The sequence below is a fragment of the Verrucomicrobia bacterium S94 genome (assembly GCA_004299845.1).
Classification (GTDB): Bacteria; Verrucomicrobiota; Kiritimatiellia; order Kiritimatiellales; family Pontiellaceae; genus Pontiella.
The window spans coordinates 531,336-556,538 of sequence record CP036201.1 but is presented as its reverse complement, the minus strand read 5'-3'; the positions used below and the strand labels follow the sequence as shown (position 1 = coordinate 556,538).

Here is a 25,203-nt window from a genome sequence, read left to right as displayed (position 1 = left end):
TCCAGTTATTGGAACACCCGTTCCACACACTCTGTTGTACCAAAACAGTATTGAAGGATTGTTAAGCGGCCGCAACTGTTTTTTCGCTGTAAGTACCTGCGGAAAATACGCTTTTTTTCCAGACATTGTAAAAATATCCCTTATCTTGTTCGCTTCATCTGTTGAAAAAGGAAAAACCATGTCCACGGGATTCAAGGGAAAATTCTACCGCCAGAACCTCCTGGCACGCTATGCAAAGGACCTCGTCCGTCGCTCCCGTTCCCACTGCGAACTCTGCGGGAAAAACGGTGTTAAACTCGAGGTTCACGAAGTTCCGCCGCTGGATGAAGAGCCCAGCGTCGAAGGCTGTGTATTCATCTGTGAAGGTTGTCACCGGCAGGTGGACGATCCGCGCAAAATTATCCCCTCGCACTGGCGCTGCCTCAACAATTCCCTCTATTCCGAGGTACCCGCAGTACAGGTAATGGCCTTCCGCCTACTCCGCCATATCGCCGCCATGGGCGAACACTGGGCCGAAGAACTTATGGAAAATGCCTATCTTGATCCCGAAGTGGAAGAGTGGGCCAACGCCGCGGAATAACCCGCACAACCGCAATTTATTCCCATCATCGGAAATCGCTTCTCATTCAAAGCGGCAGCACCTATATTATTCTTTTCGTTCACAGGGGACATTTTCAATGCAACGGGTCAACCATAAAAAAGCGGATCAGGTCACTGTACGGCGGCTGAATATGTCAGCCATTCTCAAACTGCTTCGCGAACGAGGAACGCTTGCCCGCGCCGATCTTGCCAAAGAACTCGGAATGACCCGCAATACCGCCTCCAACATCGTCACCGATCTGCTCAATGCCGGACTCGTGGTGGAAACCGAATTCCGTCGAGCCGGGGCGGGACGTCCCGGCCTGCTGCTTGAGCTCGATCCTCTCGGAGGATTTGCAGTCGGTGCGGAAATCGACATCAACCGCATCATTGTCATCGCTGCCGATTTCAACGGAAAAATTCTCTGGGAACAGTCCGCCGGAATTTCTACCGGACAATCGCAGAATGAATGCATTGAACTGGCCGAACAGCTCGTGCAGGATGCGCTCGACTGGGGCATCGCTGAAGGACGCAATCCGCTGGGTATCGGTCTTGGACTGGCCGGACTTGTGGATTCCGAAAACGGTGTGCTCACCTATGCCCCGACGCTCAACTGGAGCGATGTTCCGTTTAAACAGCTCTGGGGAAAAAAATTCAGTATCCCGGTCTATCTCGACAACGAGGCCAACACCTCCGCACTCGGTTATCACACCTACGCCGATCGTTCTAAAGCCCGCAATCTCGCCTATCTCAGCATCGGCGTCGGCATGGCCGCCGGACTCATACTTGAAGAACGGCTGTTCCACGGAAGCTCCGGTTTTGCCGGACAGGCCGGGCATATGAAAATACGCACTGACGGCGAAGCCTGTACCTGCGGTGACCGGGGATGCTGGGTGACCGAAGTGGGCATCACCGCCCTTGCCCGCAAGGCCGGTCTACAGTCCATCAATCTGGATCGGATTTCCAAAGACCTGAGGGATCGGGATGAAAAGCTGACTCCGGTCGTGGATGAAATGGCTGAAATGCTGGGGCTCGGCATTGCCAATCTGGTAAACCTGTTCAATCTCGATACCGTAGTGCTCGGCGGCGCAATGCGCCCTATCCTGCCCCATATGCTCGACCGAACCCGAACCGTTGTTGATGAACGCGCTCTGAAACAGCCGCGTAAAAATGTCCGGATCAAAGTGACCGGACGCGATAATGATTCCGTGTTCGGTGCAGCCTGTCTGGTTCTCGACGCCATCATGAACGATCCGGTTCCTCTGGTTCGCTCTCTGATTTAACTGCGCCGGATTTTTCAAGGCCGGCCGACAGTTTTATTCCTCGCTGCCGGTTTTGACTGCAACAGGCTCTTCTTTGATTTCGGGGGATTTTTTCAGATCCTCTTCAACACTGCGGATCTCCCGTTCGAGATCCTCTTTTCCCTTTTTAAATTCTCCGAGACTTTTTCCGAGCGAACGGGAAAGCTCCGGCAGTTTTTTTGAACCGAAAAGCAGCAGAATAATAAAAAGGATAACCAGCAGTTCGGAACCGCCCGGCATACCAATCGCTAATGTATTCATAATGTTTCTCCAGTAAATGTTTCTGTATCGTCCGTTTCTCCGGGATTGTAGAGAATAAATACCTCCGTAGGCCCCTGCCCCTGAACCGCCCGGATTTCAACCTCCTGATCTTTCAGCCGGGCCATCAGCCGGAAAAACTGTTTGCCGATTTCCATACCGGAAACATTCCACCCTTTGGAATCAAGGACATCACTATATGCTTTTCTCACCGTGGTCAGACTGAGGTTTGCACGCAATCCTGCACCGATCAGATTCGTTTCCGGAATACGACCGTGCTGATTAAGCTCATACTCCTCCATGAGCATATATTCCGGAAACAGCAGCACCTCGGGACGCAACCCGGGTTCCAGAAACTCCATCGCTTCAGCAGGATCCACCACCGGTTCGGCCGGCGGCTCCGGCGTAGAACAGCCCGCTATCAACACTATTAATAAAAAAGCAGAATACCAGTACTTCATCATGTCCCCTACATTACCGCTTCAATACGTTCACGGAATCCCTGTTCCTGATCCAGCACACGAATCAGCTCACCGGCCAGCTGCTCCAGCGGAGCTGCACTCTCTTCAAGATATTCACTCATCCACTGATACCGGCCGATCTCTTCATACTTCTGCCGTGCCTGGGCAAGCAACGTTGTACGGATATGGTAATCCAGCTGTTCAACTTTGGAGACACTCAACCTGTTGTTCGGGTTGGTTAGTCGTGCCAGTTCACGCCTGTCCATATCCATATCCGCCACAACACCCACAAATTCTTCATAATTCCTTTTAAACGCTTTCACAAGCATGCGCACCTGCTCCTCAACTCCGGGAGCGTGAAATTCATAGGGCGGATTCACACGTGTGCTTAGCGTGGAATAGCTGCTCAGAATCAGGCCTGCCGCCTCTTCGAAATCATCGTTTCCGTTCCAGAACTGCTCAAGCGTATAGAGCACATCAAGATAGTTTTTCAAATCCTCCTGTACATAGGTCTGGTTCAGGAACTGCCGTATATCCACTTTTACCCACCCGTCAGAAGGAATACGAACGCCGTAACGCCGCGCTTTTCGAAACCGCGTTCCCCGGAAAATTTCATTGTGTAGATCCTTCCCGTCAGATTTCAGCTGGAAGGCAACATAAGTGGCCACACCAACCACGCTCCCCTGCTCATCGATAATCGGACTGCCGCTGTTCCCCGAAACTATCTCCGCATCCACTTCAATATCGCGAGGACCGACACCCAGCACTTTGCCGCGCAGTTCCGTCGCCACATTCCCGCCCGCACTGTTGCCGTACACCACAATTTTCTGACCGATATAAGGATTCTTTTCCGAAAGCTTCAATACACCGAGCCCCTCAACCGTTTCCCGGCTCAGTTCAAAACGGACCAGATCACGACTGCGGCTGAATTCAAAACTGCCGAAACGGATCCGGCCCTGATGCATTGAAATCAGTTCCAGCTGCGTGGCACCTGTAAAATTATGCTGATTGCTGAACAAATAGGTTTTCCCGTCCTGCTCCGCAATAAAAGCCGATCCGCGCGCCGATCCGGTTTCCACAAAAACCAGTGCCGAATCCACGTCGGAAAAGGCAACTTCGCTGTCGGTCTTCCTTTCCTCTACAACCGGCCCGGCGGGAACATCCTCTGTTTTCACCTCAATCAGACGCGCATCCGCAAACACCGCCGCATTGTTTTCAAAAACCAGCAGGGAACCGGTGGCTTCCGCCATAGTATGCAACGCCTGCAGCACATTCATTCCGCCAAACGAAACATTGATTTTCTGCTGATCCACACCTTCAAGCCGAGGTTCAATCACAAAGCCGCCAAGAACCGGAATTCCGCTGTTGCGCGCTGTTTTTTCCAGGTGCCGGAAAATATAACGGGCCGGCATTCGGACATATTCACCGCCCGGAGCTTCCACTGTTTTCAGCGCATCCTCCACCTCTCCGGCCCGTACAGTAAACCCGGCCGCAAGCAACAGCAGAAGCAATAGCAATCGTTTCGACATCTTCCCATCCAGTTGTTATCCATAAAACTGACGCTGTAATTTAGGCCATTCAGACATGGTAAACAATGTTTAACCCCACCCCTGCTATCCGGATCCTGAAATACAGCTACTTCACAACCAGACTTTCCGCCATTTCAAATACCCGGTTTTTCATGTCCTCACGCGCAGCGGGCGCGCCGAAGGCCTCGATCCAGAACACCTCTTTCAGATTTCCGATCAGGAATATCCCTTCATACGCAGCCGGCTCGGCATGTTTCCGGAAATACGGTCTGCGGCTTCCGCTGATATACCACCCGCGCTGCCCGTTGATTTCAAGCTGTTCGGAATACGCCGCTGTATCATTGATGACCACTTTTTTCCGGTTGATCATTTTCTGAATAATATACTGTTTTTCGACCGACGTCAGACTGCTCCAGCCTCTGGCAAGCCCATAGGTTTCCGATATAAAACTGAGATAAAAAGACCGTGCCGGATTTTCAAAAAGAAACTGTTCGAAGCAGGACGTATGGTAATCGGCCTCGTAGCGCGCATTCGCTTCCCGGTAGCGTTGACGGATCTCCACCTCTCGGCCCGACCCGTTTTCTTCGCTCGCCGGCTGCAGACGCTCCACCCCGGAAGGAACACGTATGGAATATCCGTTCCATCCGACATTCGGATTACAAATCACTCCCTCGGAAAACGATGCGGGTTCATAGGAACGGCATCCGGCCAGAATCAACAGCACACACAGCAGAGCATTCCATCTTTTTTTCATGACAAAAGCCTATCCTCCTGTTGGATTGAAAACAAGCCGACGCTCACCTACTATCCTTCCCCTATGACTTATCGTCCCAAACATATTGCCGAATACGCCGCGCTGAAATTTTTCCAGTTCTGTTTCAACATCCTGCCCTACCGCCTCGCCCTCGCCCTCGGTGCCGGCCTCGGCTGGTTTGCGTTCTACGTGGTTCGCTGGCGTGTCGCCAATGCAAAGAAACGGATCCGCGAAGTCTTCGGAGATGAACTTTCCTCCAGAAAGGTCAACCGCATCGCCTTTCTCTCCATGCGCTACATGTTCTTTAATATGGTCGATGTTTTCCGCCATCGTTTCTGGACACCGAAACAGTTCCGGAAACACAGCAACTTTCATACAGCGTCCGACCGGTTGCACGAGCACATGAAAACCGGCCGGGGCGCCATCTGCGTAACCCCGCACATGGGCAGCTGGGAACTGGGCGGCCGTGCATCCGAAATCTATGAAGTCCCGCTGTTTTTCATTGTCGGCACACAGCGCAACCCGCTTTTCAATAAATTTCTCAACGAACTGCGCGGCGGAACCGGCAGTAAAGCTCTCCCGCGTGATGACGTACTGCTGCTCAGAAAAGTGATGAAAAATCTCAAAGCCGGAAAAATTCTGGCCATGACCAATGACCTGCGGTCACGCACCAAAGGGATCTCCGTTCAGTTTCTCGGCAAAGAAGCCAATATGAACGGCGGCATGGCCCTCTTCGCCCGCCAGTCCAAAGTCCCGATTTTTCCTATGATCTGCTACCGCGAAAGCTGGACCCAGCACCGTTGCATTCTTTTCGATCCCATCGAACCTGATTTATCGCTCAGCCGCGAGGACGACTGGCAGCGGATGACGCAGCTGACCATGACCATGTATGAAAAAGAGATCCGGAAACGGCCGGAGCAGTATTTCTGGTATAATAAACGCTGGGTCCTCGACCCCTTTATCGAGGAAGCTCCCGAGCCATCACCCGATCAATCAGCGCCGCAGGAACAAACCGCGCCATAAATGCCCCGATGTGCGCCGGCAGGGTGATGACATAACGGCGACGGGGCCGCGGACTTTCCAGCGCATGGAAAATCCTCTTTGCCACGTCTTGCGGCGGGCGGTTTATAAAATCGACTTTTTTATACTGTTTTTTGCGCCGCGCCGCTTCTTTGCGATAATTTTCCGCATAACGCACATCATCGGAAATCACATTTTCCTCCAGCGCGGCGGCGGCGTTTCGGCGGAAGGCGGAAACAATCGGCCCGGGCTCGATCAGACTCAACGAAATACCGGTTCCGGAAAGCTCAACACGCTGCGCGTCGGCCAGTGCTTCAACCGCAAATTTGGACGCACAATAATTCCCCACCATGGGAGCGGCAATTACACCGTAGATCGAACTGACCGTCACAATTCGCCCCCACCCCTGTTCCCGGAAGGTCGGAATCAGCCCGTTGGACAATTCCTGCAGTCCGAACACATTCACCTCGAACTGACGGCGCAGTGCTTCCCGGCTCAGGTCTTCGACGGCTCCCGGCATGGCCATTCCGGCATTATTCACCAGCCCTCCCAGCCCCTCCGGAACATTTTCAAGCAGCTTTGCTACACAGACCTGCACCGATTCACTGTTACTGAGGTCCAGCTCCAGCGCATTAAATCCCGCATTTTTCAGCTTTTGAAGATCCTCGGCTTTCCGCGCCGTCGGAAAAACCGTCCAGCCCTGATCACGCAGAAAATACGCCGTCGCTTCGCCGATTCCCGACGAGCATCCGGTCACCAATACGGTACGTTGTTTTACCTGAGCAGCCTTCATAAGCCCGCCATAGAATCGGAATTGCCCGGACACGTCAAGAACCCCGCCCTGCAGGCCCATACAAAATACAGAACCGATTTAATACTATTTAAAATTGCAACCTGACTGATTCCCGGTACCTTTTCACGGAATTCAAGCGAGAGAAAACCCATGGTAATTCTGAAAGATGAACAGACGCCGCTGCGCAAAGATATCCGCCTGCTGGGCGAAATTCTCGGACGCACCCTGAAAACCCAGGCGGGAGACCGGCTGTTTGAACTGGTCGAGGAAATCCGTGCACTTTCAAAGGCCTCTCGGAATAATCAGGACGAAGCCGCCGCCCGCAGGCTGCGTGAACTGATCCGAGGTCTGGATGATGAAGATACCCTGACCCTCGCCCGGGCATTCGGCCATTTTCTGAATATGGCCAATATTGCAGAAAACTACCACTCCATGCGCAGTCATCGCAACCATGCCGAAAATGCGTTAAGCGATCAGTACAACATGCTCGAAGAACTGCTGCCCAAACTCGTGGAACAGGGCATCCCGAAAAAAGAGATTCTTGAAACACTCAGCAGCATGCAGATCGAACTGGTGCTGACCGCTCACCCGACCGAAGTCAAACGGCGCACACTGATCCAGAAAAACGGGGCGATCTCCAGTCTGCTGGCCAAACAGGACCGACTGAATCTGACCCCGTTTGAACAGGCACAACTGCGTACAGACCTCGAAATTCTGATTACCGCCATCTGGCAGACCGATGAAATCCGACGCTCCCGCCCCACCCCGGTTGAAGAGGCCAAATGGGGCATGGCGATTATTGAGGAAATTCTCTGGGAAGCCGTGCCCCGCTACATGCGCAGCCTCGATAACATTGCGGAACAGACACTGGGTGAAAAACTGCCGATCGACTGCTGCCCGATCCGTATCGCCTCCTGGATGGGCGGCGACCGTGACGGCAATCCCAATGTGACCGCTGAAGTGACCCACGAGGTTTCCCTTCGCTCGCGCTGGATGGCGGCCGATCTATACTATCGGGAAATCAACGAACTCATTCAGCGGCTTTCCATGACAAACTGCAGCGAGGAGCTTCGCGCCTGCTGTGTGGGCGATGCACGTGAACCCTACCGGGTATTCCTGCGCGGCATTCGCAGCAGAATGCATCTGACCAAAAAATGGTGCGAAGACCGGCTCGCGGGAAAACAAAGCATTCCGAAAACCGATATCTATTACAATACTGACGAACTGCTCGAAGAGCTCAAAATATGCTATCGCTCACTCAAAGAGAATAACGGCGATCTGATCGCTGACCGCAGCCTTCTCAGCCTGATCCGCCGGGTGACCTGCTTCGGGCTATCGCTCGCCCGGCTCGACATCCGGCAGGAAGCTCCACGCCATGAGGACGTCATTAATGCCGTCACAGAATATCTCGAACTCGGGTCCTATAAAGAATGGAACGAGGAAAAACGCCAGGCGTTCCTCATTGAAGAATGCCGGAACCGGCGTCCGCTGATTCCGGCCGATATGCCTTTCACTCCGGAGCAGCAGGAACTGATGAATACCCTGAAAGTGGTGGCAAAACTTCCGCGCGACGGACTAGGGGCCTACGTCATTTCCATGGCGGGTTTTCCCTCGGACATACTCGCCGTTCGCCTGTTGCAGAAAGAAGCCGGTATAGCGCGCCCGCTCCGCGTCGTTCCGCTTTTTGAAACACTGGCCGATCTGGAAAACTGCGGAAAAACCATGGAACGCCTGTTTTCCATCCCGTGGTATGCCAACGATATTCAGGGCGATCAGGAAGTGATGATCGGCTATTCCGACTCCGGCAAAGATGCCGGCAAACTCGCCGCCACCTGGGCACAGTACAAAGCTCAGGAAACACTGACCCGTGTTGCCCGGGAATTCGGCATCCGGATGAATCTGTTCCACGGTCGCGGCGGCTCGGTAGGCCGCGGGGGCGGCCCCGTTGAGCATGCTCTGCTCGCTCAGCCTCCCGGAACCGTTGACGGTAGAATGCGGGTTACGGAACAGGGCGAAGTCATTCAGCAGAAATACTCCATTCCGGACAATGCTGTTTTCAACCTGATGCAATACACCGCCGCCGTCACCGAGGCTACTCTGGCCCCGCCGCCGGTTCCCCGGCCGGAATGGCGGAAACTGATGGACCGGATGTCGGATATTTCGTGCACCGCCTACCGCGATATCGTGCGAGGTCATCCCGATTTTGTAAAATACTTCCGGCAGGTTACGCCTGAACAGGAACTCGGACGGCTCTATATCGGCAGCCGCCCGGCTAAACGGAAAAACGACGGAGGCATTGAAAGTCTGCGTGCCATTCCCTGGGTTTTCGCCTGGACGCAGATCCGCCTGCTGCTTCCGGCATGGCTCGGCATCGGTGAAGCGCTGAAGGCCGCCGTGGACGACGGCAAAGAACCGCTCCTGCAGGAAATGATTGAGCAGTGGCCGTTTTTCTATTTTTTTATGGATATGCTCGATATGGTCCTGTGTAAAGCCGACGCACGCGTCGCGGAATATTATGACGACTGCCTGGCATCAGCAGAGCTCAAACCACTCGGCCGCGCGCTCCGTGAAAAGCTTGCCCTGACCCAGAAGACAGCGGAACATATTGTAAAAAATCTGCCGGTTAAAGTTGAACGCGAACGATTACGTTCATCCGTACTTGTCCGCAATCCCTACGCAGACCCCCTGAATCTGCTGCAGGGCGAAGTGATGCGCCGAATCAAAAAAGACGAAACCCATCCCAAGGTGCTCGAAGATGCCCTGATGGTCACCATTGCCGGCATCGCTGCCGCTATGAAAAATACGGGCTGATCCGGTCGGAAACGGAAGAATACCAAACGTTAAAACTATCCGGTATAAATTTGATCCCTCGCAGAGGCGCTGAGGACGCAGAGAAATTCAGTCATAAATGGCTCCGCGCGCTCTGCGTCGCTACGCGGAATAACGCTGTCGTTAAGACCGGAATGTTTTAGTAAATGGTATAACGCTACATCTGAAAAAAGAACGGGGTTCCAATCGTCGGGAACCCGTTTTCCTTTTCCATAGATTGGAAACTATCCGCCGAAAAAGGCCGCGCCCAGAGCCCGGATGGCAATAATGCGATCCGTATCTTTTACAGCAAACATCATGCTGATTTCAGATGAACCCTGATTGATCATCTCCAGATTTACGCCGGAGGCATGGAAAGCTTCGGTGGCTTTTGCAGCCATACCAGGAGTGTAGTGCATACCTTCGCCCACCACCATAACCAGCGCAAGACCGTGCTCAATGACGACCTTATCCGGCTTCAGTTCATTTTTGATGCGGCTGAGCACTGTGGATTCTTTTTCGGCCAGCATAGAGGTGTGAAGAATGACCGACATGTTGTCGATTCCCGACGGCGTGTGCTCGAAAGAAATCTCTTCATCTTCAAGAATCTGCAGCAGACGACGGCCGAAACCGACCTCGCGGTTCATCATATATTTATCAATATAAATGGCACTGAACCCGTCGGAACTGGAAATACCGACCACCGAACCGTGTTCCGGTTTGCGTGATGGAACCACCATGGTGCCCGGTGCGGACGGATTATTGGTATTCTTGATACAGATCGGAATTTCAGCGCGAACGGCCGGAATAATGGCCTCGTCGTGAAAAACACCGAAGCCGGCATAGGCCAGTTCGCGCATTTCGCGGTAGGTCATGCAGTCGATGGCCGGCGGGTTTTCAATAATCCGCGGATCCATCGCACAGACCGAATCCACATCAGTAAAGTTTTCATACACATCGGCCTTCACGGCAGCAGCCAGAATCGCCCCGGTAATATCAGATCCGCCGCGCGGGAATGTGGCCACTTCTCCGCCTTTGGTACTGCCGAAAAATCCCGGAAAAATGATAATTTCGGCTTCGTATTTCAGTTTGGCCAGATTTTCAAAGGATTCCGGAAGCACTTCGGCATTGCCGAATTCATCGGACAGCAGCATCCCGGCTTCACCCGGATTGACGTACTTTGCCGGATAGCCTTTTTTGGTAAAAGCTTCAGCGATAATTTTAGCATTATTGTCTTCGCCGGAGGCCTTCATCGTATCCATGAACTGAAGATCATTGGAACTGCGGTTTTCGATGCGCCCGCGCAGATCGGACTCGATGGTTGCAATGACCGCTTCCGGCAGTTCGAGTTCTTTCTGTATCTCGCCGTAACGATCGACCACTTCCTTCAGAGCGGATTCATGGTCTTCACCTGCGATCACTTTTTCAGCAAGCGCAATGAGCAGATCGGTCACTTTGGTATCATCGCTGTGCCGTTTACCCGGAGCGGAGACCACCACCATACGGCGGTCAGCATCAGCCGCAACAATATCGATGATCTTGGAAATCTGTTCTGCATTCGCGACGGAGGAACCGCCGAACTTTACCACTTTCATATTATACCCGCCTTCAACCCCGACTGCACAGCAATCCGCCTTTCACGAGCTCGGGGTCCATCATAAATTATTCAAAATCTTCCAGACGCATACGAATCGGTTCGGCACAGGAAACATCCAGCGACTGGATCTGCTCCATCGCACCGACGAACTCCGACTCTTTGGCCTTCTGGGTCAGAATCACTACCGGAGCACGGCCGCTTTCATGGCGCTCTTTCTGAACCACCGATGCAATACTGATATTATGTTCACCGAAAATCTTCATCACTTTGGCCATGGCCCCCGGTTTGTCTTCCAGACAGAGGCGGATATAGCAGCGTTTTTCGATGTTATCGGCGGAACAGTACCTCAGCTCCGACTGCTGCAGCATCATGGTGACACTGACCGGTGAGCCAACCTGGTTCAGTTTATCGGACGCCGCTTCCATGATATCGCCGATGACGGCGGAACCGGTCGGCAACCGCCCCGCACCTCGACCGTAATACATCGTATCGTCCACAATGTCGCCTTTCACGAAGACGGCATTAAAGGAATCTGCAACCGAAGCAATCATATGTTCTTTCGGAACCAGAGTCGGTTCCACGGAAAGCTCAACTTCGCCGTTATTATCTTTGATGATTGCCAGCAGCTTGATCTGGTAGCCCAGATCATCCGCATTTTCAATTTCCGAAGCGGCCAACCCCCGGATTCCCCTGGTCGGACAGGCCGACATAGGCACGGGCGCGCCATAGGCCATCGATGCCAGTACGACGGCTTTATGGGCGGTGTCGATTCCGTCAATATCCAGATCCGGCGGCGTTTCGGCATAACCGAGAGCCTGGGCATCAGCCAGGATTTCATCGAATGGAAGGCCCTCGCGCTCCATCCGCGTGAGGATGTAGTTGCAGGTTCCGTTGAGAATTCCGTAGATACTCTCAATGCGGTTCCCAACCAACCCAGCGCGCTGGGACCGAAGAATCGGAATGCCGCCTCCAACAGCCGCTTCGTAATAAATTCCCGTATTATTCTCCAGCGCGGTTCTGTAAATTTCCTCTCCGTGATCCGCCAGCAAGGCCTTATTGGCGGTAATCACGGGTTTCCCTTGTTTCAACGCCTCCAGCGTAAAAGTACGGGCAATCGTCGTTCCTCCCACCAGTTCAACAATCAGATCAATTTCCGGATCGGCAATAACCGCCATCGCATCAGTAGTCAGCACACCGTCAGCAACGGTGACTCCGCGATCCGTTGTAATATCAAGATCGGCAATTTTAGCAATCACAGGCGTAATCCCGGTTCGCTTGGCCATCAAACTTCCGTTTTTCTGTATGCCTTCCACTACACCGGCACCGACTGTACCGAATCCGAGAATACCGATTCTGATTTCTTTCATCTGTTTATCCTGTTCTGGTCAAAAAAAGAGAAGCGCAACCATAGTGATTTGACCTTTTGACTCAAGCCAATTCAGGACAATAAAAGAGAGTTCCACGATCCGGAACCCCCCTATTTTAAAGCCGATGTAGCGCAGATTAATAATCCCGCTTCGGACCGGACGGATGCACCCGCCGGCAGGTTTTATCGAAGAAACGGCCAACCGGAATCTGTTTCAGGTTTTCCAGCCCCTGAAAAAGCCAGCTGTTCGATGTTTCGTACTGAATAATTTCGCCGCGGGCATCGGTAACCGTAATAAGATACCCCATATACTTATGCCCGAACTGCTGAGAGTGCATGTTGTAGTGAATCAGCTCCACGGGATTGCCACTTTTAAAGACGTGCGCCATACCGTTTTCTTTTGTCGGGGTAAATTCAGTGATTTGACGATCCAGCAGAATGAACTTATCCGCATCGAGATACTGTTCACCGATGACAAACATTTCCACGGTAAGCGGATAACCGTATTCTCTGGCACTCACCTGTCTGATCTTCAGGCCGAATGTCCAATCAAAGATACGCGGCGCCTCCTCTTCCAGAAACGGAGATGTCTCAATAATCCGCTGCGAACTCTGCTTCGTGAATCCGATATCTAACGTTGGCGGATTGGCGAGCGCAATAAACTCCAGATCCTCCCCGCTCAGATCAGCCGCCGGCACTTTAATCTGCTTACCGCGAGTACTTTTCAGCACTACTTTGTCCCCGATGGAACTAACATATTCACCTTCAATGGTTTTGCCGCTTCTGAAAGTCCATATCCGAACGACCGGTTCCTCCTGCTCCTCCTCAACAGCAACGGCGGGTTCAATAACCTCTTCCGGAACTTCGCTGACGCCGCCCGAAGAGAAATCGCTGAACACCGGTCCGCCTTCGATAAAGCACTCACCCTCCACCAGATGTTCGTAAATCCGATCCCGCAGATCATGACTAGGTTCCGCCGTTTTAAACATCGGAAGAATGGGCCCCTGCTGCGAATTGAGTTCATATTCAACGCCCTTCTCCTCAACCACCAGCATCATATCAAAATGACCGCCGGGTACTTCGCCGCAGATGACTTCCATATCGAGAGGAACACCGGGTTCCAACGTAATCCAGTCCCCGATAACCGCTGCATTATTTCCCAATCTATAGGTCCGGTTCTTTGCATCATTTGACTGCCATTTGGAAATCTCCTCGGCAGTACCCGGCCAACTGGCATTCAGTACTACCTTGCCGTCCACACGCACCACCAGGATATCGTCGCCCTGCCCCCGGAAACGGAAAGTGATGCCGTCTTTGTGAACAAGCTGACCTGTATAATGCGCCATCCAGCACCAGCCTCCGGTCTCCGGTTCTCCAAAAGCAGTCGGCGCTGTGGAAGAACGTACGGTGGGTACCATAAATGAGGTAGCATACAGCTTTTTCGGAGAGCGATAGAACTGAGCAAGCATGGATGTCCGCCAGCCGCTGCGGATGAATCTGGCGACATCCGATGTAAAGCTGTCGGGATCCGTGGAGCTCCTCGGGCGGCCCTGCCGGTCTCGTTTAAAATCATAAAATGTGCCGACAAAATCATTACCGATCGTTTGGCCGCCACCAAACAGCGTAACCTCTTCAAGATTAGGCGCGATATCAAATCCGCCGATATCCCCTGCAAGCCCGTCACCGATTCCACTCATTTCCGGAAGCTGTATATCGGGCATACTCGCCTTCTGCACTTTGGTCACAATACGCTGAGTCGACTTCGGCTTTGATGACTTTTTCACCTTCACCTTCGGCTTTTTCAGCTTCATTTTCGGACGATCCACCGGTTTCGGCGGTACAAATTTTTTCTCTTCCTTCTGCACCACGGTGAACACCACTAAAAGACCTGCCAGAAAAAATGCGGCAGCATGAATCCCCAGACTGATCACAAAACCGCTTGGTGCGCCCTTGACAACACCCCTGACTTTATTATCCCTCTTCATACCCATCAGTACCCTCCTGCTCTACTGAATCTGATGGTATAAACATACAGAGATTTCGCCTATGGGCCTTAATTTTTCTCCCACATATTAGCAGTATATTCCCTCCGGCATGTGCTCCCCTTAGAATTGAATACCTCTGCCCGATCCACACTGATGACATAACAAAAGAGGGTCTTCCGCAGAATCTGTACTGAAAAAAAAGAGAACCGGAGAGGCTCAATTTCCCTTAGGCTTACGGGTATCGGAAAGGTTTGTCTACAGATTTTATCCCCATACCGTTCTGCCGAAATCTCTTAAAAACTTTTTTCAAACACTCCTCAAAAAGAACCGGAAACACTGTACCGGATCATTTCTTGCCCTGTTTTATCCGTTACAGCCACCCGATTGCCTGGGATACATTTCTCCGCATCGTGTTACTGCAATAATATACTTCACAGATTCCACTTTCGGCCGGGAAATACACGGACAGATCATTTCCCCAACTGAGTGTAAATACTCTCTCCTGCCGAAAAAGAAGACATGCATTACCGATCAGTTGCTGGCTGACTGCATAATACTCAACCGTCAGAGGATGTCTATTCTCCAGAACCGGCCTGCCAGATCTTCACCCGAATGTCCAGTCATTCACACACGGTGCATTCCTCTTCCAGATGCGGCGCGGTTTCGAAAAAACACCGCCGGCTCGTTTTCTCAAACAAAAATTTTGGCTTTGAAGAATTGTCAGCCCAACAAACTCTTTACCTTCATATGGCGAAGCTTCGTCGTCCTGCAGATAAAAAAAACCGCCGGCAAAACCGGCGGTTTAAATAATGGCGGAAAGAGAGGGATTCGAACCCTCGGTACCCCGTAAGGAGTACACCGGATTAGCAGTCCAGCACCTTAAGCCACTCAGTCATCTTTCCGCTAAAAGCGAGCAGGGAAGATAGATTAGCCCCCGGGGCTTTGCAAGCGGTTTTTAGCCAAAAACCGCCAATCATCCGGGCACTGAAAATTCAACTACCAGAAGTGGTACTGCCCGTATTTCAGAACATAGAGCCCCAACACAAAATTGGTGGTTCCATGAGCGATAATCGCGGCCCAGATATCGCGCGTTTTTATATAGAGCAGCCCATAGGTCAGACCGCAGATAACAGCCGCACCCACCTCGAAATGCGACACACTGAAAAACAGAGAAATAAGAATCAGCATCGGCCAGCTCAAACTTCCGGCATCAATGTTGAAAAACGGGCTTCCCTGCATCCAGCGATATAAAAAGCCACGATAGAAAAACTCCTCAATTATCGCAATAATCACGGATGTTCCGAACATATGTACCCAGAACGCGAACCATCCTGTCACACGCGGATCATATTCATGCAGCCCGGCATGTCTGCCCTTCTGGATCACCTCATACGGCAGCTTCGTCCGTTCAACCGTTTCCCCCAGCGCCACAGCCTCCTGAATCTCCATAGATTCCGCAGACAGCGGAATTTCATACAACTCCCGCGTTTTAAACGGCTTCATGATCGGATCAACAAAAAGGCGGTCATACCACTCGGTAACCGCCGGTGCCTTCTGCTGAACAAACGGCGTTTCGAACCCCACCCAGACTATAAATATGAAAATACCGACACCGATGGCTGCCGGAATATTTTTCCAGTTGAGTTTCGGATACCACCGCCAGGGGCGGAATACCACGAGCAGAACCAGTCCGCCGATGGTGCGGGCGTTGTAGTCACTGAACCAGACCATCATGGTAAGCCAGATGGCGAAGGGAAGAACGTGGGCAAGAATCGCCTTCCCGTTTTCCCGCTGCTCTTCCGGAGAAAGCTCTGCAAGCTGTCGTTCGCTCATGAATACGTTTGAGTCGTGAAGCGTGAAGCGTGATTTCCAACCTCAGGAAACGCACATTTCACGGCTCAATCGTCACTCCTTGTCATCCTCATCTGACGTGGAAATTTCTTTTTTTTCCACCTCGTCCTCGGTGCTGTCCGGCAGGGAACCCTCCTTCTGGCCCTTCTTAAATTCACCGAGACTCTTACCCAGAGACCGGGAGAGCTCCGGCAGTTTTTTAGCACCGAACAACAGCAGTATAATAAACAGAATCACTAAAAGTTCCGGTCCGCCCGGCATGCCAAAGGCCAATGTATGCATTTCGCTTACTCCTCGCTTAAATCTTTCTTCGTTTGATTTTCATTTTCGTCCGACGGCTCCGCCGGCTCGTCTTCAACAACAGTTTTTTCTGGTTCCGGCTCTGCATCGGCATCTTCCGCCGTCTTCTCTTCACGAGGCGGGAGGTCGCGGTTTCCACTGAAATAAAGGAACCATATACAGAACTCGTACAGTAAAATCAAGGGAGCCGCCATTAGGATCTGGGTAACCACATCCGGCGGAGTCAGAATCATAGCCACCACAAAAATTCCGACAACAACGTACGGCCGGGCAGCTCGCAGACTGCTCGAACTGACCAGCCCCATTTTACCCAGAATGAGAATCACTACCGGCATCTGGAACGCCACACCGAACGCCAGCAGCAGCTGCAATGCAAAACCGATATATTTGTTATAAAACCAGATCGATTCGCCGCCCAGCTGACCGCCGATTTTCAGCATCAGCCCCAGAGCCAGCGGAAGCGTCACTTTATACCCCATATAAATGCCGGCCACAAACAACCCTCCTGAAAACAGGGAAATGCGGGTCATCACTTTCCGCTCCACATCACGTACGCCCGGCATAACAAACAGACCGATAAAAAAGACGACAAACGGCAGACTCAGCAGCAGCCCGCCGAAAAAGGTCACGGTCAGCCACATCTTAATCGCCGCCGCTGGTTCGGAAAACTGCAGACGAATGCCACCGGTCTGAATCTCCTGTCCCTCATTAAGGGCCACTTCGGCCTTAACATCATAATAGCCGGAACCGTCCTCGGCAATATACAGCGTATTCGTTGAAATGGCATCCGCCGGGATCCGGAGCCGAACCTCCGCCTCGCTCAGCACCTCTTCGGCATTTTTAATAATATAGGGTTCAGCCGGTGCCCGCAGCACACCGATCAGATGATCCGCAAACGGCAGCACAACCACCATACCGACAGCAAGCGAGGCAATTACACGGATAATCATCCGGCGGAATTCTTCAAGATGCTCCAGAAACGGCATCTCAGAGTCATCGTAACGAAATTTTCCTGTGAGTGACTTAAGCTTTTTCAGCATCGTCTCCCCCGTCATCCCCTGATTTTTCAGACACAGCTCCGTCGGCCGGTTCCCCGGTCATTTTTTCAGCACCTGCATCCTCTAAATCCTGTTCCAGATGCTGGAAGGTTTCATCGGAATAATCCTGTTCCTTCAATTCTTCGGAATCGTCATAATCCTCACCGGGATAATCTGCGGTATAGTCGTAATCATCGTCCTCATACGACATGTCGTCCGCAGCGGACTCGGCAGTAAGATCTCCGTACATAATCTCACGTTTAAAACTATCCGCAGTATTCCGGACCGTGCTCATGAACTCGTTGATTTTACGGAAAATCTTCGGCGCATCCTTGGCCCCGAATACCATAATCAGCACCAGCATCACCACGATCAGTTCCGGACCTCCGGGTCCAATAAATCCAAATTGTGAAAGACCGGCCGTCATTTAATCCTCAACAATCACCAGGTTTTCAATTTCAGCTTCAGCACGTAATTCATCCGCCACCACACCGATAGCCTCATTTTTACGCTCATCAAAAAGCATGCTTTCAATATCATACCGCACCTCTTCATAAGGGCGGATTTCCGACGGCTTATAACCGCGAACCATCAGAATGTGATACCCGAACTCCGTCTGAAAAATATCACTGAATTCGCCAACAGGCGTGGAAAAGGCCACATCTTCAAACGACTGCACCATCTGCCCGCGTCCAAACCAGCCCAGATCATGCTGTCCGTCTTCACAATGAGAAAATTCCTTTGCCAACGCATCAAAATCCTCACCTTTTTTCAGACGTTCCAGTACATTCAGCAGATCGGCGTTCACCCGCTCCATAGGAAGCTCCGGCGAAGGGTGCTGAACAATATGCGCCGCATGCACCTGCTCCGGAATCTTGAATTCCTCCTGATGAGATTCATAATATGCCCGCGAATCCGCCTCTACCGGACGCTCAACGCCTGCACAGATTTTTTCAAAATATTTTTCAAGGCGTACGCCATCAGCAATATCCTCCTTGATTCTCGCGACATCCTCATCCGTCAGTTCAAACCGTTTAGAAAACTCCTCTTCCCCGCCGTGCTGCTCCCGCAAGGCCAGAAACCGCGCTTCAACCTCCTCGGGACGCAGATCTTTAATTTCCTCGCGCGCCTTCTGCATCAGCAAAATCCGCTCCACAGCATTTTCCCGTGCATCAGACTCAATTTTCGCCGCCTTCTCGTCCATTTCCGTATAGGACATCTCCTGCGAATAGCGTTCACGCAGCATCTGGAGTTCCTGCTGAATCAGCCCATCGCTGATCTCTTCGCCGTTAACCAGAATCGGCTTCGCCTCATCGGCGGATATCATCTTTTCGCTCATACTACCTTCCACAGCACTTCTTAAATTTTTTCCCGCTGCCACACGGACACGGATCATTACGGTTTACGTTTCCAGCCTCCGGGACCTGTCCCCGACCCTTAAAAGACAGCGTTTTTCCAATTTCAGCAACTGGCTTCCTCTTTTGTTCGACACCCATTATGTCTGCCGCCGGGCGCCCTTTTTGGACAAGCTCCGCCATATCCTTCATAACAGGATCAATGTGTTTGAAGAACGTTTTATAACCTGCACACAGATAGTTCAACCCCGGTTCACCCTCCGGAGTTTTAATAAACCGGTGCTTAGGACAGCCTCCGTTACAGGTGAAAAGGAATTCACACGCTCTACAGTACGCCGGCAGAGCATCGGATTTATCCTTTCCAAATTTCACCTGCTTCGGAGAATAGATCATCTCCTCCAGCGATTTCTCCATGATATTACCCAGAAAATAATCCGGATAGACATAGTGATCGCAGGAATACACCCCACCGTCGTGTTCCATCGCCACCGCCTGACCGCACCGCTTCGAAAAGGTGCACAGGTTCGGCTCAACCCCGCACCAGGCGCCTAGCGCAACATCAAATATATTCACAAAAACTCGGCCGACATCCTTTTTCACCCACGCATCAAAAATACGACAGAGAAAACGCCCGAACCCCTCCGGCGAAACCGCCCACGGCATCAGCGCATCCGGATTTTCCTCCGAAGTCGGATCCGGAGGCACCGCCAGCCCCAGCCCGATATCATGAGCCGCACGGTCCCCCGTCCGCTCCACAATCGGAATAAACTGCATAAAGGTAACGCCCTGCTCTTTAAGGAACTCATAGATTTCGACGGCCTCATCCGGACTTTGCCGCGTCACACAGGTGAGCGTATTGAATTCCACCCCGTGTTTTTTCAACCGTTCCAGAGCCTGCAGGACCTTTGAAAACGAACCTTTTCCGCCTTTGTTCACCCGATAGCGGTTATGAATATGCTCCGGCCCATCAATACTCAGTCCAACCAGAAAATTTTCCCGCGCAAAAAAAGAACACCACTGATCATCCAGAAGCATCCCGTTCGTCTGAAATGCATTATGTACCGCACGCCCACCGGCATACTGCCGCTGAATGGCCACCACTTTCCGGAAAAAATCGAGCCCCATCAGGGTCGGTTCACCGCCCTGCCATGCAAACGAAATTTCCGGCGTATGCTGGCTCTGCATATATTTGCGGATATAGGTTTCCAGCACCTCATCGCTCATTCTGTAGCTTTCCTCTCCGGGAAAGAGTTTCTCTTTCTCCAGATAAAAACAGTATGTGCAATCGAGGTTACACAGCGGGCCGATCGGCTTGGTCATCACATGAAACGAACGGGACGCACTGTAGCGGGGGGCGGACATTTTCCATACTCCGGAACTACGCCTGACGATAGGCCTGACGCAGCGCAAAATCCATGACTGTAATCGCCGTCATGGTTTCAACAATCGGAATCGCACGCGGCACAACACAGGGATCATGACGTCCCCGGGCTTCAAGCACCGTCGCCTCTCCATCAAACGTCGCCGTATCCTGCGCTCTGCCGATGGTGGCCGGCGGTTTAAACGCAATACGGAACACCAGCGGTTCCCCATTGGAAATTCCGCCCTGAACACCGCCGCTGAAGTTGCTTGATGTTCCCAGACGACCATCCGGTTTCAGTTCAAACGGATCGTTATGGTCGGAACCGAACATACGGGCCCCGGCAAATCCCGAACCGATCTCGAATCCTTTGGTTGCCGGAATCGAAAGCATCGCCTGCGCAAGAACAGCCTCCATACGCTCAAAAACCGGTTCACCCAGACCGACGGGAACATTTCTGACCACACAGGTTAAAACACCGCCCACAGAATCCTTTCGGGCAGCAGTTTTCTTCACCAGCGCAATCATCTGCTCCGCTGCCGCCTCATCGGGACAGCGGATGATATTGGAATCGATCTGCTCACGGGTCAGATTTTCCGTGCTCATATCCCGGGCATCAATATCGCCCACAGAACTCACCCAGGAAATAATTTCGGTGTTAAACTGCTGTTTCAGCCATTTCTCCGCAATGGCCCCCGCTGCAACACGGCCGATCGTTTCGCGTGCACTGGAACGTCCGCCGCCGCTGGCCGCGCGGTTTCCATATTTCACCTGATAGGTAAAATCGGCGTGCGACGGACGCGGCACGTTGCTCATTTCGCCGTAATCGCCAGGACGCTGGTCTTTATTGTTCACCATCAGGCCGATCGGTGTGCCCAGCGTTTTTCCGTTTTCAACGCCGGAAAGAATAATCACTTTATCCGCCTCGTCGCGGGCAGTAGTCATGGCACTCTGCCCCGGCCGACGACGCGTCAGCTGCGGCTGGATATCCGCTTCGCTCAGCTCAAGGTTTGCCGGACAGCCGTCAACAATGGCACCAACCGCTTTTCCGTGCGACTCACCGAATGTGGATACTTTATACAGGGTTCCGATGGTACTCGACATGGGTTTTCCTTTTCTACCGGGTTCCAATCCATGGAATCCCGCTGGGTTCAAATTACTCAAAGCCTGTGTTTATAGCACCAACCCACATCGGAATGGACGAAAAAACCAAGAAATTCTTCTCCTGCCGCACCCTTTACCAACATAACCTGCACCGCGATTTGAATTGCAAAAAAACGTCTGATATGGAGAATCCGCAATCTCTACGCCAAAAAGGATATCGCTTTATTATGGAACCAGGAAAACGTCAGCACCTTCAGGATATTTACGCAACAGACACCTCTCAGCGCGATGACTATACGCCGCAGGTCTCTCAGGAAATGATTGCGGAACGTAATCGCGAAATCCGCCGGCACCAGATGGTCAGCTTCTCGCTCGGCATGGTGGTACTGCTGCTGGGCGTGGCTCTCGTCTTCGTAGTGGTCCGCGAATATATGGAAATCCTCCGCGAAGCCGAAGCGCCGGCACCGATTACCCAGGAGTATATCCCGCGCTACTCCCTTCCCGCCGAATCACAATGGGTAATGGATTTCCCCAGCCATTATGCCGATCCGACCTGGAACGGCGAAGGCGAACGTCCGTTTAACTCCGCATGGGTTAAAAAAGCGGCCTATAATATTATTCTGGCCGAACAGGCCATGGAAATCGGCGAATACAACAAAGCCGCCACACATTACGAAAACGTTCTTGAAATTCTGCCGGATCTCGACGGGGTCAGAATCCCGCTCGGCATGGCTTATTTTAAGCAGAAAAAATTCGACCAGGCTCTCGCCCTGCTCGAAGACGCCTCCGATGCGGATCTGAGCTACGACGTGCTGAACAATCTGGGCGCCGCCTGTATTGAAGCTAAAGCATATGACAAAGGCGAAGAATATCTGCGGCGTGCACTGGAACTGAAACCGGCCTATCCGGAAGCCCTTAAAAACCAGGCCCTGCTCTACCGCAAAATGGATAAGGAGTCCGATGCCGTCAATGCATATGAAGAATATCTCGATCTCCGCCCGGAGGACAGCGATACCCGCCACAGTTTTGCCCTCTATCTCACCAAAATCGGAAACTGGGACCTGGCTGCGGAACAGCTCTATACCCTGACCGAAGAGATCAGAAAGGATGCTACACTCTACCAGCTCCTTGCCCGGGTTGAAATGCGGCGAGGAAACGATAAAGCCGCCATTGCCGCATTCCAGCGGGCCGCTCAGCTTTCAGATCCGAATCAGGCACTCAACTATATGAACGATGAAGAGTTTGACCGTCTGCGCAACGATGAAGACTATCAGGCGCTCATACTCAGTATCGAACAGCCCTAACCGATAAAGCGGAATAACGCATGATTCAGGCCCAGCGCAATGAGCGCCGCCAGAAAATCATCAATCGTTATTCCGAAACCGCCGTGAATATGCTGAAGCTGCTTGATCGGCGGCGGTTTAGTGATGTCAAAAATACGGTGAAAAACAAATCCGCTCAATAGTGCCCAGGGACTGGTCAGGCCGATCACTGTAATCGGCAGTGTCAGATACTCATCCGCCACAATACAGCCCGGATCCTTTCCGCCGATTACCCGCTCCGCCACTTCACAGATCGGAACGGAGAGAAGACTTAAAACCGCACAGATGATGATCTGCGTGCTGATTTCCGGCAACCGCATCACCCACCAGGCAAGCGGAAGCCCCACCAACGTCCCAACCGTACCCGGCATGACCGGACTCAGCCCGGTTCCGAAACCAATCGCAATCCACTTTATTAAATTTTTCATCTTCAACTCCCGGCAAGATATTCGTTCAGTACCGATAACAGCCCAATTGTTGCCGTATCTGTCCGCAGAATACGATTCCCCATTCCAATCAATTCAAATCCCCGCGCCCGCAGCATATCCAGCTCATAAGGAGTCCAGCCTCCCTCCGGACCGACGGCCAGCAAAATACGGCCGAAGTTCTCCGCAGGCTGCAGATCGCGAATCCGCGTTGTTCCGGACGGATCTGCCAGCAGTTTACACTGACCGGGAAAATCGGTTTCCAGCCGATCCTCCACATAGGGCCTGAAACGCGGCTCAATCTGAACGCCCGGCCGATGCGTACATCGGGCCTGCTGCAGGCCCTCAATCAGTCTCCGGTTATAAAAATCCGGTTCAAGCACATGACTGTCAAAATAGTACCGTTCCACCTTTTCCGCACGCACCAGCACGATCCGCCCCACCCCGAGGGCCGCAAGTTGTGCCCACATCCTCTTCAACACCTTCGGGCGCGGCATCGCCAGCAGCAGATCCACCCGCGGCTTCTCCGGAAGATTCTCCTCAAATACACACGACAGAACAACCTGCTGCGAATCCGCCATCTCAACCGTTCCAATGCCCAGCGGACCGTTCAACCGCCCGATCCTCAGTTTCTTCCCGCCCTCCGCCTTCAAAACATTCCGAATATGCACGGCGCGCTCATCGTTTAAAACCACGCGGTTTTCCGCATCAATTTCCACCGGTTGGAGAAGGATTAAATTCATGCGGACAGCATGAACAGAGCAACCGGCAGATGCAACCGTCCTTTCTTGCAGTTTCATCATCGGACCTGCATATTCGCTCCATGAAGATCCTCCTTTGTAATGACGACGGCATCCACGCTCCGGGCATTCTGAGCCTGCATAACGCACTGAAGAATACAGGAACGCTTCATGTGGTTGCCCCCGATACCGAACGGAGCGCCACCGGACACGCCATCACGATTTTTGACCCCATCCGCACCATTCCCGTCGAGAAAAACGGATGCCATTTCGGAATCGCCGTAGACGGGACTCCCGCCGATTGCGTAAAACTGGCCGTCAGTTTTCTGTATAAAGACGACCCGCCCGATCTGGTCGTCAGCGGAATCAACTTCGGTTCAAACACCGGCATCAGTGTACTCTATTCCGGCACGGTTTCGGCCGCGAGCGAAGCGGCCATTCTCGGCGTACCGGCCATCGCATTCTCCCTCTGTACCTATTGTGATCCCCACTGGGAGACCGCCGAAAAAGTCGTTGCGGACGTCGTTGAAAACATAATAAAACATCCACTTCCACCCGGAACCCTTTTAAACGTCAATATTCCGAACGTTCCACTTTCCGAATTAAAAGGAATGAAATCCGCCCGAATGGGACGCTCCCGCTTTATCGAAAAATTTTCCGAACACCGGGATCCCCGGGGAAATCTTTATTACTGGCTGGATGGGGAACTCGATCAGCTGGACGATGCCGTCGACACCGACATCCGCACCGTTGAATCCGGCTATGTTGCCCTCACACCGATCCACATCGATCTCACCGACCATCATGCCATGAAACAGATCGAAGCATGGAGCGATATGCTCAATCCCTAATCGCCAGGATAATTTTCCCGGAACAGCACCCAACCAACTACTGATGCCGCGACACTAAGCCTTTTTCACAAACTCGGATTTCAGCTTCATGGCTCCGAAACCTGCGATTTTACAGTCAATATTATGGTCCCCCTCACAAAGACGGATCCCTTTAACCTTGGTTCCTGCCTTCAGATCAGACTGAGCCCCTTGACCTTCAACCCTTTAACAATGGTTACATCATCGCCGTCCGCCAGCGCATTGCCATTGGCATCCAGAACCACCAGACCGCCGTCCGAAGCCGTGGCCGTTTCATCGCCCGGAATCCATTCATATGCGCAATCGGGGCAGACCAGCATATCCCGGTCTTCGTAAACATATTCTGAATTACATTCCGGACACATTGGAATTTCACTCATCTTAAAAAC

The 25,203-nt window shown here is 52.3% G+C and carries 22 protein-coding genes, 1 tRNA gene and 1 pseudogene; 6 read left to right on the top strand and 18 right to left on the bottom strand.

What is annotated here, in order from left to right:
* Window positions 1–178: 178 nt before the first annotated feature.
* Together EGM51_02510 and EGM51_02505 are read left to right on the top strand one after the other, a co-directional pair.
* Window positions 179–580, top strand: a complete 402-nt coding sequence (locus EGM51_02510; protein ID QBG46326.1) for a phnA protein — start codon at window positions 179–181, stop codon at window positions 578–580.
* The gene (locus EGM51_02505; GenBank protein QBG46325.1) at window positions 531–1,862 is read left to right on the top strand and encodes an ROK family protein; all 1,332 of its coding nucleotides are present in this window, start codon (window positions 531–533) and stop codon (window positions 1,860–1,862) included. Before EGM51_02510 ends, EGM51_02505 begins: the two co-directional genes overlap by 50 nt.
* A gap of 33 nt (window positions 1,863–1,895) precedes the next feature.
* On the opposite strand, the gene tatA (EGM51_02500) is transcribed toward EGM51_02505, so the two are convergent.
* From tatA (EGM51_02500) to EGM51_02490, 3 genes are read right to left on the bottom strand one after another with little or no spacing between them, the layout of a single operon-like run.
* The gene (gene tatA / locus EGM51_02500; GenBank protein ID QBG46324.1) at window positions 1,896–2,141 is read right to left on the bottom strand and encodes a twin-arginine translocase TatA/TatE family subunit; all 246 of its coding nucleotides are present in this window, start codon (window positions 2,139–2,141) and stop codon (window positions 1,896–1,898) included.
* Entirely contained in the window at window positions 2,138–2,602 is a 465-nt protein-coding gene (locus tag EGM51_02495; GenBank protein QBG46323.1) for a hypothetical protein, read from the bottom strand. Before EGM51_02495 ends, tatA (EGM51_02500) begins: the two co-directional genes overlap by 4 nt.
* A 5-nt stretch (window positions 2,603–2,607) precedes the next feature.
* Window positions 2,608–4,128, bottom strand: coding sequence for a serine protease (locus EGM51_02490; GenBank protein QBG46322.1), 1,521 nt, complete (start codon window positions 4,126–4,128; stop codon window positions 2,608–2,610).
* Between the two features lie 250 nt (window positions 4,129–4,378).
* On the opposite strand from EGM51_02490, the gene EGM51_02485 reads away from it, so the two are divergent.
* Window positions 4,379–5,905: a hypothetical protein gene (locus EGM51_02485; GenBank protein QBG46321.1), complete on the top strand. Its 1,527-nt coding sequence runs from the start codon at window positions 4,379–4,381 to the stop codon at window positions 5,903–5,905.
* On the opposite strand, the gene EGM51_02480 is transcribed toward EGM51_02485, so the two are convergent.
* A complete protein-coding gene (locus tag EGM51_02480) occupies window positions 5,841–6,755 on the bottom strand; it encodes an SDR family NAD(P)-dependent oxidoreductase (GenBank protein ID QBG46320.1) in 915 nt (304 codons plus the stop codon). The genes EGM51_02485 and EGM51_02480 overlap by 65 nt on opposite strands.
* 90 nt (window positions 6,756–6,845) lie before the next feature.
* Here EGM51_02480 and EGM51_02475 point away from each other — a divergent pair, with 90 nt between their 5' ends.
* Entirely contained in the window at window positions 6,846–9,506 is a 2,661-nt protein-coding gene (locus tag EGM51_02475) for a phosphoenolpyruvate carboxylase (GenBank protein QBG46319.1), read from the top strand.
* A gap of 242 nt (window positions 9,507–9,748) precedes the next feature.
* Here EGM51_02475 and EGM51_02470 read toward each other — a convergent pair whose 3' ends face one another.
* The 11 genes from EGM51_02470 to aroC all read right to left on the bottom strand — a co-directional run bounded on the left by EGM51_02470 (window position 9,749) and on the right by aroC (window position 21,458).
* Window positions 9,749–11,098 (bottom strand): aspartate kinase, encoded by a 1,350-nt coding sequence (locus EGM51_02470; GenBank protein QBG46318.1) that lies wholly within the window; start codon window positions 11,096–11,098, stop codon window positions 9,749–9,751.
* Window positions 11,099–11,165: 67 nt separating this feature from the next.
* Window positions 11,166–12,467, bottom strand: a complete 1,302-nt coding sequence (locus EGM51_02465) for a homoserine dehydrogenase (protein ID QBG46317.1) — start codon at window positions 12,465–12,467, stop codon at window positions 11,166–11,168.
* A gap of 136 nt (window positions 12,468–12,603) precedes the next feature.
* Window positions 12,604–14,457 carry a hypothetical protein gene (locus tag EGM51_02460; GenBank protein QBG46316.1) on the bottom strand — a complete coding sequence of 618 codons (1,854 nt, stop codon included), beginning with the start codon at window positions 14,455–14,457 and terminating at the stop codon, window positions 12,604–12,606.
* An 804-nt stretch (window positions 14,458–15,261) separates the two neighbouring features.
* A tRNA-Ser gene (locus EGM51_02455) sits at window positions 15,262–15,353 on the bottom strand.
* 94 nt (window positions 15,354–15,447) lie between these two features.
* On the bottom strand, window positions 15,448–16,284 hold the full coding sequence (locus tag EGM51_02450) for a CAAX prenyl protease-related protein (GenBank protein QBG46315.1): 837 nt from the start codon (window positions 16,282–16,284) through the stop codon (window positions 15,448–15,450).
* Window positions 16,285–16,356: 72 nt separating this feature from the next.
* Window positions 16,357–16,584, bottom strand: a complete 228-nt coding sequence (gene tatA, locus EGM51_02445) for a twin-arginine translocase TatA/TatE family subunit (GenBank protein QBG46314.1) — start codon at window positions 16,582–16,584, stop codon at window positions 16,357–16,359.
* A 5-nt stretch (window positions 16,585–16,589) separates the two neighbouring features.
* Entirely contained in the window at window positions 16,590–17,657 is a 1,068-nt protein-coding gene (gene tatC, locus EGM51_02440) for a twin-arginine translocase subunit TatC (GenBank protein QBG46313.1), read from the bottom strand.
* Complete coding sequence (locus EGM51_02435) at window positions 17,626–18,066, bottom strand: twin-arginine translocase TatA/TatE family subunit (protein QBG46312.1); 441 nt, start codon at window positions 18,064–18,066, stop codon at window positions 17,626–17,628. Before EGM51_02435 ends, tatC begins: the two co-directional genes overlap by 32 nt.
* The gene (locus tag EGM51_02430; protein ID QBG46311.1) at window positions 18,067–19,035 is read right to left on the bottom strand and encodes a hypothetical protein; all 969 of its coding nucleotides are present in this window, start codon (window positions 19,033–19,035) and stop codon (window positions 18,067–18,069) included.
* Window positions 18,980–20,356 (bottom strand): anaerobic sulfatase maturase, encoded by a 1,377-nt coding sequence (locus EGM51_02425; protein QBG46310.1) that lies wholly within the window; start codon window positions 20,354–20,356, stop codon window positions 18,980–18,982. The genes EGM51_02430 and EGM51_02425 overlap by 56 nt, the downstream gene beginning before the upstream one ends.
* 16 nt (window positions 20,357–20,372) lie before the next feature.
* Complete coding sequence (gene aroC, locus EGM51_02420) at window positions 20,373–21,458, bottom strand: chorismate synthase (protein QBG46309.1); 1,086 nt, start codon at window positions 21,456–21,458, stop codon at window positions 20,373–20,375.
* On the opposite strand from aroC, the gene EGM51_02415 reads away from it, so the two are divergent.
* Window positions 21,419–22,762, top strand: coding sequence for a tetratricopeptide repeat protein (locus EGM51_02415; protein ID QBG46308.1), 1,344 nt, complete (start codon window positions 21,419–21,421; stop codon window positions 22,760–22,762). The genes aroC and EGM51_02415 overlap by 40 nt on opposite strands.
* Here EGM51_02415 and EGM51_02410 read toward each other — a convergent pair.
* Both EGM51_02410 and EGM51_02405 read right to left on the bottom strand, forming a co-directional pair.
* Window positions 22,759–23,208 (bottom strand): phosphatidylglycerophosphatase A, encoded by a 450-nt coding sequence (locus EGM51_02410; protein ID QBG46307.1) that lies wholly within the window; start codon window positions 23,206–23,208, stop codon window positions 22,759–22,761. The two genes, EGM51_02415 and EGM51_02410, sit on opposite strands and share 4 nt — an antisense overlap.
* Before the next feature lie 2 nt (window positions 23,209–23,210).
* On the bottom strand, window positions 23,211–24,008 hold the full coding sequence (locus EGM51_02405) for a 16S rRNA (uracil(1498)-N(3))-methyltransferase (GenBank protein QBG46306.1): 798 nt from the start codon (window positions 24,006–24,008) through the stop codon (window positions 23,211–23,213).
* A gap of 20 nt (window positions 24,009–24,028) precedes the next feature.
* Between EGM51_02405 and surE the strand changes: the two genes are divergently transcribed.
* Window positions 24,029–24,796, top strand: a complete 768-nt coding sequence (gene surE, locus EGM51_02400) for a 5'/3'-nucleotidase SurE (GenBank protein ID QBG46305.1) — start codon at window positions 24,029–24,031, stop codon at window positions 24,794–24,796.
* Window positions 24,797–24,850: 54 nt separating this feature from the next.
* Here the strand turns inward: surE and EGM51_02395 are convergent.
* Window positions 24,851–25,194, bottom strand: a pseudogene (locus EGM51_02395) (alkylphosphonate utilization protein).
* Window positions 25,195–25,203 lie beyond the last annotated feature (9 nt).